This is a genomic window from Bradyrhizobium nivariense (genome assembly GCF_029846695.2).
Lineage (GTDB): Bacteria > Pseudomonadota > Alphaproteobacteria > Rhizobiales > Xanthobacteraceae > Bradyrhizobium.
Genome location: NZ_JARWCR020000004.1, coordinates 199,233 through 214,091, shown reverse-complemented (window position 1 = coordinate 214,091; position 14,859 = coordinate 199,233). Strand labels below are relative to the sequence as shown.

At 59.1% G+C, this 14,859-nt stretch carries 9 protein-coding genes, 1 tRNA gene and 2 pseudogenes; 8 read left to right on the top strand and 4 right to left on the bottom strand.

The window, feature by feature from the left end:
* The first annotated feature begins 2 nt into the window (after positions 1 to 2).
* The 5 genes and pseudogenes from QCM77_RS05765 (at position 3) to dinB (ending at position 6,385) form a co-directional block, all read left to right on the top strand.
* Complete coding sequence (locus QCM77_RS05765; RefSeq protein ID WP_279682313.1) at positions 3 to 704, top strand: RES family NAD+ phosphorylase; 702 nt, start codon at positions 3 to 5, stop codon at positions 702 to 704.
* A gap of 2 nt (positions 705 to 706) precedes the next feature.
* Positions 707 to 2,712 (top strand): annotated as a pseudogene (locus QCM77_RS05760) (ATP-dependent helicase); the annotation flags it as partial.
* A 192-nt stretch (positions 2,713 to 2,904) separates the two neighbouring features.
* Positions 2,905 to 4,503 carry a Fic family protein gene (locus tag QCM77_RS05755; RefSeq protein ID WP_279682311.1) on the top strand — a complete coding sequence of 533 codons (1,599 nt, stop codon included), beginning with the start codon at positions 2,905 to 2,907 and terminating at the stop codon, positions 4,501 to 4,503.
* A gap of 57 nt (positions 4,504 to 4,560) precedes the next feature.
* On the top strand, positions 4,561 to 5,286 hold the full coding sequence (locus QCM77_RS05750) for an SOS response-associated peptidase (protein WP_279682387.1): 726 nt from the start codon (positions 4,561 to 4,563) through the stop codon (positions 5,284 to 5,286).
* A 65-nt stretch (positions 5,287 to 5,351) separates the two neighbouring features.
* A pseudogene (gene dinB / locus QCM77_RS05745) lies at positions 5,352 to 6,385 on the top strand (DNA polymerase IV).
* A gap of 106 nt (positions 6,386 to 6,491) precedes the next feature.
* Here the strand turns inward: dinB and QCM77_RS05740 are convergent.
* From QCM77_RS05740 to QCM77_RS05730, 3 genes are read right to left on the bottom strand one after another with little or no spacing between them, the layout of a single operon-like run.
* Entirely contained in the window at positions 6,492 to 7,943 is a 1,452-nt protein-coding gene (locus QCM77_RS05740) for a T6SS phospholipase effector Tle1-like catalytic domain-containing protein (RefSeq protein ID WP_279682310.1), read from the bottom strand.
* 12 nt (positions 7,944 to 7,955) lie between these two features.
* A complete protein-coding gene (locus QCM77_RS05735) occupies positions 7,956 to 8,906 on the bottom strand; it encodes a ComEC/Rec2 family competence protein (RefSeq protein ID WP_279682309.1) in 951 nt (316 codons plus the stop codon).
* Positions 8,903 to 10,114, bottom strand: a complete 1,212-nt coding sequence (locus QCM77_RS05730) for a patatin-like phospholipase family protein (RefSeq protein ID WP_279682307.1) — start codon at positions 10,112 to 10,114, stop codon at positions 8,903 to 8,905. Before QCM77_RS05730 ends, QCM77_RS05735 begins: the two co-directional genes overlap by 4 nt.
* 155 nt (positions 10,115 to 10,269) lie before the next feature.
* Here QCM77_RS05730 and QCM77_RS05725 point away from each other — a divergent pair, with 155 nt between their 5' ends.
* Both QCM77_RS05725 and QCM77_RS05720 read left to right on the top strand, forming a co-directional pair.
* Positions 10,270 to 10,587 (top strand): helix-turn-helix domain-containing protein, encoded by a 318-nt coding sequence (locus QCM77_RS05725; RefSeq protein ID WP_279682305.1) that lies wholly within the window; start codon positions 10,270 to 10,272, stop codon positions 10,585 to 10,587.
* The gene (locus tag QCM77_RS05720; protein ID WP_279682303.1) at positions 10,584 to 11,474 is read left to right on the top strand and encodes an ImmA/IrrE family metallo-endopeptidase; all 891 of its coding nucleotides are present in this window, start codon (positions 10,584 to 10,586) and stop codon (positions 11,472 to 11,474) included. Before QCM77_RS05725 ends, QCM77_RS05720 begins: the two co-directional genes overlap by 4 nt.
* Before the next feature lie 336 nt (positions 11,475 to 11,810).
* Here QCM77_RS05720 and QCM77_RS05715 read toward each other — a convergent pair.
* Positions 11,811 to 11,875, bottom strand: a tRNA-Glu gene (locus tag QCM77_RS05715).
* 1,769 nt (positions 11,876 to 13,644) lie between these two features.
* Here QCM77_RS05715 and QCM77_RS05710 point away from each other — a divergent pair.
* Positions 13,645 to 14,355, top strand: a complete 711-nt coding sequence (locus QCM77_RS05710) for an SPASM domain-containing protein (protein WP_279682302.1) — start codon at positions 13,645 to 13,647, stop codon at positions 14,353 to 14,355.
* Positions 14,356 to 14,859: the final 504 nt, after the last annotated feature.

Genomic DNA, 14,859 nt, shown 5'->3' with positions numbered 1-14,859 from the left:
GTTTGGCGTATCCGCAAATCTCAGTCGACGGCCAGTATCGGCGGTTGATTCCCTCGAAATGGCCGACCATCGACATCTACGAGAAATTCGGTTCTCGCGAGATGCAGGCGGTTGCCGCCGAGATCGAGACGATCACCAACCCGCGTCTTGCTGCCAAGGCCCGCATCACCGGCGGCGACATTTCCGCCGATTCAAATTCGCCGAGGCTTCAGAACTGGAATCACGCGCCGTTCGCCTATCCCATGCCGGAGGGCACGTATTCGCTTCCGCCTCCTTATTCGGTCCTCGAGCTTGCCGCCGAAGAGCGCGGCGCTCTTGCCCGGGCAATCCTCCGGCGCGAGGAATTCCTTTCCCGTACCGACGAACCGGCCTGCGGCATCGACATGAGGATGATCACGAACAGGGTCGTCGGGAATTTCGTCGATCTTCGCGGACTGCCGGCCGACACATCGCAAACCGCAAGGTGGATGATGGGGCGGCAGCTATATGAGGATGGCGTTCACGGCGTCCTCTTCAAGATGACCGAACTGCCAGGCAGTGAATTCATCTGTGTTTTCACCAACGAGGTTTTGGTGGACCGTGGCGTGCAAGGCGCCCATTACCGTTTCCGATGGGATGGTCAGCGTATCGGCCGCCTTTATGACTTCGCCGCCGACCGCGACATCGATCGCAACGACATTATCGCCGGGTCCATGGCGGCTTAAGTGCGGTCGAGCACGGCGCCGCCGGAGGACTGGCCGCTGCGCCGCTGCTAGTCATTGCGGGAGCAGGTTCGGGAAAGACCAACACCCTCGCCCATCGGGTCGCCCATCTGATCGTTCAGGGCGCCGATCCGCGCCGAATCCTGTTGATGACGTTTTCCCGGCGCGCCGCCGCCGAGATGACAAGGCGGGTCGAACGGATCGCCCGCAAGGTACTGGGCGAGAACGCTGGGATCATGACCGACGCGCTCACCTGGGCCGGCACCTACCACGGCATTGGCGCCCGGCTGCTGCGCGAGTATGCCGAACAGATCGGCCTGGATCCCGCCTTTACGATTCACGACCGCGAAGACTCTGCAGACCTGATGAACCTCGTCAGGCATGAGAGAGGCTTCTCGAAGACCGAGAGCCGCTTCCCTACCAAAGGGACGTGCCTCTCGATCTACTCGCGCTGCGTCAACGCCGAGATGCCGATCGAGCAGGTAATCGGCGCTTGGTATCCATGGTGTTCCGGGTGGGCCGCAGAGCTCAAGGAACTGTTCGCGGCTTATGTTGAAGCCAAGCAGAAGCAGAACGTGCTGGATTACGATGACCTCCTTCTCTACTGGGCGCAGACGGTCGGCGACGCTGCCTTGGCTGACGACATCGGCGGCCGCTTTGATCACGTCTTGGTCGACGAGTATCAGGACACCAACCGCCTGCAGTCCTCGATCCTGCTCGCGTTGAAGCCCGGAGGCCGGGGGCTGACGGTCGTCGGCGACGACGCTCAATCGATCTACTCGTTCCGCGCCGCGACCGTGCGCAACATCCTCGACTTTCCTGCACAATTTTCGCCGCCCGCCAACATCATCACGCTCGACCGCAATTATCGGTCGACGCAGCCGATCCTTGCCGCCGCCAATGGCGTTATCGACCTTGCCAAGGAACGCTTCACCAAGAACCTATGGACCGAACGCACCTCGGCAGCGAAACCGCAGCTCGTCACCGTACGTGACGAGGCTGACCAGGCGCACTTCATCGTCGAACGCACTCTCGAGAACCGCGAGTCCGGAACGCTCCTCAAAGAGCAGGCTGTTCTGTTCCGGACATCCAGCCACAGCGGTCCGCTTGAGATCGAATTAACGCGTCGGAACATCCCGTTCGTAAAGTTCGGCGGACTGAAGTTTCTCGATGCCGCTCACATCAAGGACATGCTGGCATTGCTGCGGTTCGTCGAGAATCCGCGCGATCGTGTGGCCGGGTTTCGTCTGCTGCATTTGCTGCCTGGCATCGGCTCAGCCACCGCGCAGCGTGTGCTTGACCACATGGCGCAAGCCTCCGATCCGATCACAGCGCTCGCGGACATACCGACGCCACCGCGCACGGGCGACGACTGGAAGGGCTTCGTCGAAGCGTTGGGCAATCTCCATTATTCCGAGTGGCCCGTCGATCTCGAGCGTGCCCGCCTCTGGTACGAACCGCATCTCGACCGCATCCATGAAGACGCCGAAACACGGCGGGCGACTTGCTCCAGCTCGAGCAGATCGCCTCCGGATATCCTTCCCGAGAACGCTTCCTAACTGAACTCACGCTGGATCCGCCCGACGCGACTAGCGATCAGGCCGGCGTGCCGCTGCTCGATGAGGACTATCTGATCCTGTCGACGATCCACTCCGCCAAGGGTCAGGAATGGAAGTCGGTCTATCTGCTGAACGTCGTCGACGGCTGCATGCCGTCCGATCTCGGTGCCGGGACCTCGGCCGAGATCGAGGAGGAACGCCGCCTGCTTTACGTCGCCATGACCCGAGCAAAGGATGACCTCCATCTGGTCGTGCCGCAGCGCTTCTTCGTTCACGGTCAGCATTCGCTGGGTGACCGCCACCTCTACGCCTCGAGGACACGGTTCATCCCAGAAAAGCTGCTGGATCTGTTCGAGCGGACGACTTGGCCAGTTGTACCTGCCGGCGCACGTGCTCCTAGCCAAGGACCCAAGGTGGATATCGGCGCGCGCATGCGTGGAATGTGGCGGTAGCTGACCGCCACAAAAGGGGCGAAGGCGCATCATAATACTAGTGTCGCTACACGGCGTAATACTAGTGTAACTACACAACATAATACTAGTGTTTGAACACAACATAAAAGTAGTGTAAACATACAGCATAAAAGTAGTGTAATCACCCAACCCAAAGTTAGTGCGCGCAAACGCCGGAGCCGGAGGTTCCAGATGCCGAGCCTGAACCAAAAACTGGCCGATTCTCTTAGTAATCTCAAGAAATTATCTGGAGACCCCTCTCGGCGGGTGTTCAAGTCAACTGACTTGTCCCGCACGGACCGCGAGCGCCTAACCGAAGCCGGCTTTCTGACTGAAATCATAAAAGGATGGGTTATGACCACCCGTCCGGCCGACCGCCAGGGCGATACCACCTCTTGGTACTCGTCGTTCTGGGAGTTCGCGAGAGCCTACCTGGATGACCGCTTCGCCAAAGCGTGGGTCCTTTCTCCTGAGGTCTCCGTCTTGCTGAACGCCAAGAACCTCAACGTCCCGCAGCAGATCATCATCCATGCCCCGGACGCCAACAACCAACTGCTCAAGCTACCGCACGACAATTCCTTCTATCTGCTCAGGGTCCCGAAGCTCGCCGTCACCCCGATCGAAGTCGCTGGAATGCGGGCATTCCCGGCTGAGGAAGCCTTGTGCTCGGCTGGACCAGCCTTCTGGCAAAGCAACAAGAACGACGTCGTCGCCCTGATCGGCGCAGTCCGCAGCCCCGTCATCCTGCGCGTTCTCCTGGCCGGAGGGCATGCGCTGGTAGCCGGACGTATCGCGGGCGCCTATCGGACGCTCGGAAATACCCGGGTCGCGGACGAAATCGTCGCCACAATGCAGCGCGCAGGACACGATGTCCGCGAGGATGCCGATCCGTTCAAGGGGCCGGTGCCCATGCAACTAACGGGCGCGCGCCAGGTCTCCCCGATCGCCACCCGCGTCCGTCTCATGTGGGCGGAGATGCGCGACAAGGTCCTGCAGAACTTCGACATCGAGCCGCGGCTGATCAACGATCATGACGCATACATGGCCTCGGTTGACGACATCTACACGTCCGACGCCTACCACTCCCTGTCGATCGAGGGATACACGGTCACCGAAGATCTGATCGAGAAGGTCAGAAGCGGAAAGTGGAATCCCGACGATGATCCGGAAGATCGCGAACAGAAGAATGCGTTGGCGGCCAAAGGATATTGGGATGCATTTCAAGAAGTCCGCAAAGCCGTCGACCGCATTCTCAAGGGAGAGCAATCGGCAGAAGTCGTCGAGGCGGAGCACCTCAATTGGTACCGCGCGCTGTTCCAGCCTTCGCTCGCCGCCGGCATCGCCAAGCCAGAGAACATGGCCGGATACCGCCAGCATTTCCTCCATATCCGAGGCTCTCGGCACACTCCCGTGAACTGGGAGTCGGTACCCGATGCGATGGAAGCGTTCTTCGACTGCCTGAAGCAGGAGAAAGACCCGCGCGTCCGCGCGATACTCGGGCATTTTCTCTTCACGTTTATCCATCCGCTGCCGGACGGAAACGGCAGATCGGGCCGTTTTATCATGAACACGATGCTGGCATCGGGCGGCATTCCTTGGACGATCATTCCGGTCGATCGGCGGGTCGAGTACATGCAAGCTCTCGAAAATGCCAGCAGCGACGGCGACATCGTTCCCTTCGCCAAGATGGTTGCCGACTGCGCGAAACATGAACCGCCGCCGCCGAGGCGCAGCCGCCCAGGCGAGAAGCTGGCGGAAATCGTCGAAGCGGCGTCTCCACTCAAACCATAAGGGATTCCATCCGCTCCGCGCGAAACAGGGATGAGACTTCCCGCCACAAGCTCAAAGATGTGCAACCTCTATTCGATCACCACCAACCAGGCTGCCATAACCGCGCTGTTTCGCGTCGTGAACCGATACGTTGGCAATCTGGCACCGATGCCGGGCGTGTTCCCGGACTACAAGGCGCCGATCGTGCGCAACGGCGCCGACGGACGCGAGCTTGTCACTGCGCGATGGGGGATGCCGTCGTCGCAGCACGCGCTCATGGAGGCGACCAAGAAGCGCGCCGCGAAACTTGAGGCCAAAGGCAAGTCGGTCGATTTCAAGGAATTGCTTCGAATGGAGCCGGACGGCGGAACAACCAACATCCGCAACGTGAAGAGCAAGCACTGGAGGAGATGGCTGGGAGCGGAAAACCGTTGCGTCGTCCCGTTCAATTCTTTCAGCGAGTTCAACAAGCCCGAGGGCGGCGATATATGGTTCGCGCTCGATGAGACGCGTCCCCTCGCCTGCTTCGCCGGCATATGGACCAACTGGACCTCCGTCCGGAAGGTCAAGGAAGGTGAGACGACCAACGACCTCTACGCGTTCCTCACGACTGAGCCGAATGCCGAGGTCGGCGCCATCCACCCCAAGGCGATGCCTGTAATCCTGACGACTCCGGACGAGATCGAGACCTGGATGACGGCTCCTCCGGACGAGGTCTTGAAGCTGCAACGGCCGCTTTCGGACGGGTCGCTCAAAATCGTCGCCCGCGGCGTCAAGGAAGACCCGCCCGGACAGACAACGTGACCATCGAGTACGAGGACGACCAGGCAGTTCCCCCGGGCCGCCAGCGAAAGATCATCCACGTCGACATGGACGCCTTCTACGCGTCCGTCGAACAACGAGACAATCCGGATCTCCGCGGCAAGCCGGTCGCCGTCGGCGGATCTCAGGAGCGGGGCGTCGTGGCGGCAGCCAGCTATGAAGCTAGGAAGTTCGGGGTGCGCTCGGCCATGCCGTCGGTAACCGCCAAGCGGCAGTGTCCAGATCTGATCTTCGTGAAGCCGCGCTTCGAGGTCTACAAGGCGGTATCCCAGCAGATTCGTGAGATCTTCGCGGAGCACACCCCGATCATCGAGCCGCTGTCGCTGGACGAGGCCTATCTGGACGTCACGGAAAATCTTCAAGGCATTCCGCTGGCGCGGGACGTCGCCTTGGCGATCCGTGCCAAGATCAAACAGGAGACCGGCCTCAACGCCTCCGCCGGGATATCCTATAACAAATTTCTGGCGAAGGTCGCCTCCGACTTCCGCAAGCCGAACGGCCAGTACGTCATCACGCCGGAGATGGGGCCGGCGTTCGTCGAAGCTCTCCCCGTCGGCAAGTTTCACGGCATAGGTCCAGCGACCAACGCTAAGATGAACTCGCTCGGATTGTACACCGGTCTCGACATGCGTAACCAGTCGCTCGAATTCATGCAGGCAAACTTCGGCAAGGCCGGCGCGTACTACTACTGGATCTCCAGAGGCATCGACAATCGTGAGGTCCGCGCCGACCGCATCCGGAAATCCGTCGGCGCCGAGAACACGTTCTCCAGCGATCTGACCTCGACGCCATGCTTTCAGAATTGCAGCCCTTAATCGACAAGGTCTGGCGGCATTGCGACGACAGGGGGTCTCGGGGCCGAACGGTGACCCTGAAGGTGAAATTCAACGACTTCGAGATTATCACGCGCAGCAGGTCCGTACCTGTTCCGGTTTCTAGCCGGCGCGAGTTGGAACGCCTTTCGGTCGCCTTACTGCAGGATGAGATCCCCTTTTCCAAACCGGTGCGTCTTCTGGGGGGCGCGCTCTCGTCGCTACAAGGTGACAATCAGGCAGAGCCGCAACTCGGGCTACCGATCTAGCTAACTGCTATCAACGAGGGATTCCGGTGTCCTCACCGACCCTTTACCCACTCCCAGCACGATGTTCCGGCGGACCGCATGTCCGCAATCTCGATCACCTAGCGTCTCACAAGGAAGGCTGATCGACCGCAGCCTGTGGCGGCGGTGCGTTTCGGTCGGCTTTAGCCTTCTGAAACTTGATGTGGTCCGCGAGGTTCTCGGGCGAGTACTCCTCGGTGGAGTAGAAATGCGGGACGCGCGCGGCGGCCGCCCTTGCGTAGACGGATGAATGCAGGATCGCCTCCGGATCGACGTGACGCAGCCCCTTCGGCCATCGGACGCCCCAGAAGCCGGGTTCGCGCTCGTCGTGCTGGGGTCCCAGTGCATCCGGCCGAAGCTGCAGCAGGAGCGGGTTGACCTTGATGCCGGCGCCGTCCGGTCCGGTCTCGTCCGGAAGCGCGGTCGCCGCGTGCACCATCCATTTCAGCGAAATATCGGAGAGCCGGGATTCGTTTTCCAGATAGCTACCACCAACGTCCGAATGGTTACCGGCGAACCAGACCTGTTGCAGCCAGTCCGGATCGCTGTCCTTGCGCGGCGGACCTTTGTTGCTCTTGCTGCCCCATTTCACGATGGCGAAATCGTTACGGTTCTCGTCGAGCGACAAGGCGTGGCGGGCATACCGCACCTCATTGTCCAGGTGCGGGTCGTAGAACCTCATCTTCGGCGAGGTGAAGTGCAGCGTTTCCCAAAATGTGTAGCCTTCGAGGCCGGTGGCATAGCGCAGGTGGGAAACGACATACCAAATGCCGGCGACGGCAACGGCGAGCCCTCCCAACACCAGCATCCACGTCCAGAACGTCAGCGCGAACATAGACAGGGCCCAGCTTCCGAGCAGCAGGAGCGCCGCAGCGCCGGCCACCATGGCCGCCGACAGCCGGTAGCTTCCGAGCGATGCGACGGTGTCGAACACGCCGATGAAGTACGGGTTGACGTTCGGAATGCCGGCAACATCTGAGTTGTATTTCCGGCGGAAGCGGAGCGCGATGGCCTTGCGCTGGCCGACGTATTTTTCGTCGGCCGGCGAACTGACGTGCTGGTAGACGTTCTTGACGGCCTCGTTTGCAATCTTCTTGATGGATTTCGCATCGCGCCGCAGCGGCGTCTTACCGTCCGCCATGGTGGTCGGTACGCCGCACATCGACAGCACCGCCGCGAGGCACCGGACCGTGTAGGCGCCCCTAGAAAATCCGAACACGAAGATCCTGTCGCCAGGCTCCCACATGCTCAGGATCGCGCAGTAGCAGTCGATGATGTTGGTGGTGATTCCGAGCCCTGTAGCGAGGCTGAACAAGTTGTGCAGCCAGCGGTAGGCGCGGACGACGAAAAAGGCGCCCTCCGGCGGCATCGACCCGAGCCCTGCGTCATAGAAGGTGACCTGGTCGGCCGGGTCGATGTCGGAGTCCGGTCCGCAACGTGTTGCCCGGTAGAGCTTGTAGATGTTGCTGCGGCGCTCGTCCGGGCGAAGACCACCGACCTGTCCGGTGCCGTCTGAGAAGATTAGTATGTTCTTTGCCATGATGTCCTGCTCCTACCGGGGATACGACTTGTGCAGACCGTAGCGCTGCCGCAACGTGTCGCCGTTGGCGTCGAGAATTCCGCTCTTCTTCGACACGAAGTCGACTCGGGACGATTCCTTGCCCGATTTTTCGATCAGGTTGATGGCCTGGTACGCGCCGGTGTGGTCGCCGGTGGAACGGACGATCACGTCGCCGGTCTTGGTGGTCATGAGCCGGATGCCTTGCTCGTGCAGCAGTTCCCGGATCTCTTCGCGTGGATGGTCATACTGGTTGTCGTAGTCGGCCGAGCAGATCGCCAGACTGGGCCCCAGATGGGTAAGGAATTTTTTGGTGGTGAAGCCGTTGTCGGCACCATGGTGGGCCAGGATCATGACGTCCGTTTCCGTCGTCAGGACCGGTGACCGGCGAAGCCGCGCGCCGATCATCGGCGACTCGACGTCGCCGAGGCTCAGGACGTTGAAACTGCCTTTGCGGAAATGCTTCACCGTCGAGTTGTCGTTGGCGCAATCACCGATGTGATAGGGGTTGTACAACGTGTTGCGGAAAGCCTGACTCTCGGCCCGCTCGAGCCCATTGATATAGGCCGGCGTGATGTGTGTGATTTCCGGAATCCGATTGGTGTTGCGACGGCGGTCTCGATAGTCCGCGATGATCTCCAGACACCCTTCGCCGTGGTCGGTATAGGGGTCGTAGCCGGGACACTCGATCCTCAGCGGTTGGATCAGGTTCAGCAAATCGAGAAGCTCGTGCCTATTGCAGTGATCCGCGTCCCAACTCGTGATGTGGAGAAGGTCGGCCTGCTCAACGCCGCAACGGTTCATCATTTCATGCTCAAGCTGGCGGCGGCTCTCGTCGGTGAGCCGTCCTTCGATGACGGTGAAATGGCCGCCTGCGAAATAGGAGAACGAAGAGCCGGGACAACCCAGGTGATAGGCACGGAACCGGGTGATGATACTTTTCATGATCGGGTCTCCCACTGAAGCGATCGCGGGAAACCCGCCGGGGTATATGTCGTCAAGGTCACGTCAGCGACTTCGAACCCGTGCCGCCCAAGAGCGTCGAACTGCGTTTCGGAGAGCGCCTTGAGGTCGGTCGGATATTGCAGGGCCGTCACTTCCTGCTCGTCGGACTGGAACTCGTCGTAGAACCCGACCGGGCGTGCTCGGTCCGACTTGATGTCGACGCTGCGCACCGAATTGCCCATGCGCAGCAAGACGCCGCTGACGTTGCCGGACGCGATATCCGCGATGAGCATCCTGCTGCGGAGCGCGCGGATCTGGTCGCCGGCGATGTCGAACAACCGGGGCTTGGCTAGAATTCCCCTGAACAGCGCTGCGAGCGGCGATCTGCCCGGTGGCCGCAGCGGCCCCGAGGCATCGCTGCAGATCAGAAAGTCGCAATCTTTTAGGCCACAGCCCGGCTTAGAGATCGCCTCAAGGCCCATGTTGTCGTAGGCACCACCGTCCCAAAGGCGCACCGAAGTCGCCGGTGGCGGCCGCATTTTGATCTGCTTGCCGGTCGCCGGATCGGTTTCCCACCAACCTCCGGGTGGTAACCGGAGCGTCAGCGCGCCGATTGCGTACGGGACCGCAGCTGAAGCTGCCGCGGCCATGCTCAAGGGCACGTCCGGCGCGTAATTCCGGCCGAAAGTCCAGTCGCCCATTTCGCGCTTGGCGAAGCGCCAGTTCTTTCCGATCTCCAAGCAGGTGGCGTTGATCAGCCAACGCGGATGGTCCGGAAGGTCGCCGAGCCGCCCGCGGATGCCCCACTGCCTCTCAAGGAGCGTTGACAGCACCGCGGCACGGTCCATGAATAGGCGAGCATTGAATTCGACGACGCCGCTCCAGCCTATTGCCTTGAAACTGAACAGATCGGCCGCTGTCATGCGGCGGCGCAGTTCCGGATAGATGTTCTGAAGGTAGCGCCGCGATGATGGCCACGACATTCCCGAGTGCGAAATGACCGCAGCGATCACCAGGCTGCCGCCGGATACCGTTGACACGGTCGAGACCTCCTCGAGAAGCCCTTCTTCGGCGAGGCGCTTGATTACTCCCAAATGGAAGACTGCGGCACGCACTCCTCCGCCGGACAGCGCGAGCCCGATCTTCCTGCCAGCGAGACCCGCCGCAGGCGGCTGCGGCGCAACCGCGGTATCGATGCCGTCACTCATGACCCAAATAATCCTGCCCAAAAAAACACGATTAGAAAAATGGCACACAAAGTATGCCTACTCCGAACATGGAACGCGGGTTTCCATTGTCAAGCAGTTTTGGTATCGCTACTCTGAACTTATTTAATTCGTTGAATCGCTTGGAGAAAAATGAGATGGCGCAAACGTTCGGAGAAAAGATCCGAGCTCTCCGGAAGGAAAATGGGCTCACGCTCGACCAACTGGCCGACAAGACTGAGTCGTCGAAGAGCTACATTTGGGAGCTCGAGAACAAGAATCCGCCAAGACCATCGGCGGAAAAAATAGCAAGGATTGCTGCGGCACTTGGCGTGACCAGCGATTATCTGATGGATGAAAAGGATCAGAAGAAGGAGACCGCACAGGATCTCGCCTTCTATCGCAAATACCGGACGGTGGATCCCGCAACCAAGGATAAAGTCAGGCAGATGTTGGATCTGATGATCAAGAAATGACTGACGTCGGCGCGGTCATCGGTCATAAAAAGTGGGCAACCGAATTGACCCACTTGCTGCGCGCAGTTCTCGGCGACGAGCGATTTCCGGTCGACGTCGAAAAACTTGCGATGGAGGTGTCGGCAAGCCGCTTTCCAAAGGATCCTCTCAAGGCCATCAAGGGGGGTAACCTCCCCGGATTTGAGGGCGCCTTATATCCGCTGGGCGAGCCGCGCGACGGATGGGCCATAATCTACAACAATGCAAACGTATCCCCAGGACGTATAAGATTTACGACGGGGCACGAATTCGGCCACTACTTGGCTCATAGGCATTTGCTGCCCGACGGGATCGAGTGTGACGACAAAGTCGTCATCCAGCGCGCCGGCATTGGCATCGAGAAGGAAGCCGACGAGTTTGCCGCGTATTTGCTCATGCCGTTCGACGATTTCAGAAAGCGGGTGTCATCGACCGACAAGCCGGGCGTAGATGAATTGAGTGCGTGCGCCGAGCGCTACGGAGTTTCACTCGTTGCTGCTATCATGCGATGGCTTGAATACACCGAGCGCCGCGCAATCCTGGTCGTTTCGCGCGATGGCGGAGCCATTTGGTCAAAGGCGAGCGATGCGGCATTTAGGTCAGGGCGGTTTATTCGCACCGCCAAGCAGACATTTATGCTTCCAGCGGGGAGTCTAGCCGTTCGTGAACAATTCGACGGGGCTGGCCGTGCGATCGGCACCCATCCTCCGGGAGTATGGTTCCCCGAGGTGACGGAGGAGATTTCGGTTAGGTCGAACCGATATGATTTGACTCTCACGTTGCTGCATCTTGCGAAGGAATACCGCTACCAGCCGAGCGCCGAGCCCGAATTGATGGATACTTTCGAGAAGTTTTCAGAACGCCGATAAGGCCTGCGCCGTGATGCTTGGGCTCGGTCAATACTTCACGACCGCGATCATCTCTCGTTCGTCATCCGGCTGCTCTAATACCGATCCGCGAACGAAAGAATATCGGCGCCGGATATTGACTCCTGACCGACCGCAAAAGACTGCATGGGGGCAGCAGAGGCAAGAGACGGCGTGATCACTGCTGGACGCCTCGATCTGACCGAGGTTCTCCACCATTGCGCAGCCAAGATCATCCAACAATTTTGCCGGACGCGTGCGTTGAATACGAGAATTGCAAATTCAGCGAGACACAAACTGGACACCCAGTTCTGTCAGTACGCTAACTATTTGATTTGATGGCGCTCCCTAGGGGAATCGAACCCCTGTTTCAGCCTTGAGAGGGCAAGGTCGATCCACTCAGCGAGTATCTGAAACGAGTCCTATAGAAGTCAATCACGGCTCGTCTGCACGAGCAGGCGTGACCGCACCAATTTCGCACCAGAAACGACCTCACGGGAACGCAACAAACGCGATGGAACGCAGACGAAACCGCAGCAAAATCAACAATCGCATTCTCTATCCTGCCGCTCATAACGGTCTGGTTGCAGGTCGCGTCCGACTCGGTCCACCAGTGAGATCAGAGCACTATACCCAGGAGCGCAAAAAGCGCCCCCACAGTAATCGCCGTGGGGTCGAGACGACAGCGCGTTGTCTAGCGGATCATCCGAGCAGCAGCTATAGAACGCTCTTTTCCCATGCGATTTAGGTTCCGGGCCGCGATTGGAGGACATGCCGCAGCGATGCGCCGCGTAACAGGCTGGAAAGAGAAGACCGAGGGACTCTGCTTCCCCGGAATTTGTGAACAGCCTGTGGTCAAGCCCGATGACGAGATCATCACCCCGATCATGATATTTTCGCGCTTGAGGCCACACACATAGCCGGCAAGTGTCGATGATGAATGCAAGAGCGCTTCCCGGCGCGTGAAACCAATCGATCGCAAATCGACGGATGGCTCGCGACAGATGCGGAGCAGATACGTCCAATGCGTTGTTCTTCTTTCGGGTGGGCAAGCTTGTACTACCAATGCCGCCGCCGGCCTGGTTTGCCGTGGTGGCCTCGATGTAGATCTCAAACGCCATTTTGTCGGTATGAAGCCAGCAGGTCGGTGGCTGCGATCGATCGCCCTAGCTAGACGTCCTCTCGAGTCTTGGTTTGCGCGTCATAGATTCTGACTCGAAGCATGGGAAACCGCTTCTTCAGCTCGCGCGCCAGTTTTGGTCCCGTCTCCCGTCGCTAATTCAGTCTCGAGTCGCCTATCGATTTCAAGTGTGTAATCTGAATGCGGTAATTCACGGGCCATAGCGACCATCTTTTCGCTTGAGCACAGTCGGAATCGAGGTTGGCTATTTAGCCCAAGTCGCGCAAATAGCGCCAGCTCACTCCTATGTTCACTGCGTTTTCGACCGTTGAAATTCTCGATTTGCTGCATGAAGGCACGATGGAGATTTTCGGTTGTCGACTGCGGCCGAGGGCACTCGCAATCGCAATCCCAACGTCGCGCGGCGGATTCCGACCACCACGATCACGATGACGTGGTGCTCGGGGCAGCGGCAACGCCGTCACATTTCATAGAAACCCGCAATTCAACTCATTTCCGAAAGAGCTTGAATCGTACGTAAGGTCATATTGTACTCTATCGATCGCGCTGAGCTGCGCCTCGGTTGCCGCAATTGGGACGACATTCATCGCGAACGTGTCGACTTACGGAAAGCACCGCCTGGCATGAGTGATGCTTGTTGAAGTAAACGAGACGTTAGACCAAATCAATCGATGCAAGCGCACACGGCAGCGCCCGATCCTGCTGGACTAGGCGGGAGAGAGCCGTGGCGCTTTCTTCATCTTTCGCAAGCGCGCTTGCAGCGGTGCCGTGTCGCGCTGATGGGCGACGAACGAAAATGATGCATGAGCGAACTGGCATGAGGGATACAGCTCGACGGTCACCCTCAAGATCACTTATTGCAAACGGGGAAGCGCGGAAGTGGATAATATCAAATCGATGACGCTACAGGAGCTGCGCTCTGCAGTCGCTGGCGGCAGGGTCTTGGAGATAAGTACGACAACGGGCTGTGTCGTCGGGTGTTCTTATTGCTCGCAGGACAGGTTTGCTGAACGGCAAAGAGCGAGATCCGACGTGAAGCATCTTTCTCTGCAAGATTTCAAGCGATGCCTGGGGAGCGTACCAGCAGCTGTCGACATCAGCTTTTCCGGGTATTCGCAGCCTTGGCTCAATCCGGCTTGCACCGAAATGGTTGAGCATGCCTACGCGCGTGGCCATGGAATTCGGATTTTCACAACCCTGGCCGGAATGAATGGGCAGGATCTAAGACGCTTACGTGCGCTGCAGTTCGGCGTTTTCCTGGTGCAGGTTGTTGATGACGGCACGTACATGGATAGCGGTCTCGTCAGGCGCAACTATGTCGATTTGATGCGCCAACTTGTCGACGCCGACATTTCATCACTGCTCTTCATAGTCATGGGCGAGGTTCATCCCGAACTTGTCGACATCATTCCTGACGAAGCGCTGGTCCGCTTGCGTCCGCCGCGCAGGAGGGCTGGCAGCGGCGAGCTTGAGATGGTTGAAGCACGACAGCCAATCGTTGGAAGACTGACATGTCCTGACGAACGGCAATATCGTAATGTTCTTCTCCCAAACGGCGATGTTACTTTCTGCTGCATGGATTTTGACCGACGACACGTCTTGGGCAACCTCCTGCGCGACAGGTACAAGGATCTCTTCGAAGGGGCGACTTTTCGTAACATTGCCGATCGCATGAACGGAACGGACGGCTTTCTGCTTTGTCGATCGTGTGAATTCGCTGAACCAACAACGTCGGAGAGCTGATCTTTGAGAGCAGTTAGGCCGCTGCCTGATCGAAGCGAATCGCGAGCCCTGGCGAAGGTCGGCCTGCAGCTCATCATTACATCAGCCGCGGGCACGACCCTGCCATAAACGGAGGGTCGCCATGGCCTGGAGCATTTTGTGGGTCGCCGGTCTGCTGGAGGTCGCCTGGGCTACCCGGCGGAATCTGATTGTTGTTTCCGTGCCACGCCCTTGTCTTGTCAGGCCCTGGAGAACCCCATCATTCTTCTGAGGCGAATGCCGCTCTCTCTCGAACTCAAAAGGCGGCGTCTTGGCATAACCGCGAGTCCCTGGTTTCCAAGAATCAGGGCCGAGATGGCATCGTTCCTGCCGAGCTCGCGACTTTGTGTCTTGCGCCGTTCGCGCTTACGAGAGTTTGAGACCATCTTACTCCTTTGAGCATGGTCGGGAGGACGTGGCGCCAAACCGGACGCTAAGGTAAACATGGATCAACTTGCGCCCGGCAGGCCTGCCATCTGCGGAAAA

Excerpts from the sequence above, each read along its gene's own strand:
- QCM77_RS05755 (WP_279682311.1), top strand. The coding sequence starts at position 2,905 with ATGCCGAGCCTGAACCAAAAACTGGCCGATTCTCTTAGTAATCTCAAG.
- QCM77_RS05750 (WP_279682387.1), top strand. The coding sequence starts at position 4,561 with ATGTGCAACCTCTATTCGATCACCACCAACCAGGCTGCCATAACCGCG.
- QCM77_RS05740 (WP_279682310.1), bottom strand. The coding sequence starts at position 7,943 with ATGGCAAAGAACATACTAATCTTCTCAGACGGCACCGGACAGGTCGGT.
- QCM77_RS05735 (WP_279682309.1), bottom strand. The coding sequence starts at position 8,906 with ATGAAAAGTATCATCACCCGGTTCCGTGCCTATCACCTGGGTTGTCCC.
- QCM77_RS05730 (WP_279682307.1), bottom strand. The coding sequence starts at position 10,114 with ATGAGTGACGGCATCGATACCGCGGTTGCGCCGCAGCCGCCTGCGGCG.
- QCM77_RS05725 (WP_279682305.1), top strand. The coding sequence starts at position 10,270 with ATGGCGCAAACGTTCGGAGAAAAGATCCGAGCTCTCCGGAAGGAAAAT.
- QCM77_RS05720 (WP_279682303.1), top strand. The coding sequence starts at position 10,584 with ATGACTGACGTCGGCGCGGTCATCGGTCATAAAAAGTGGGCAACCGAA.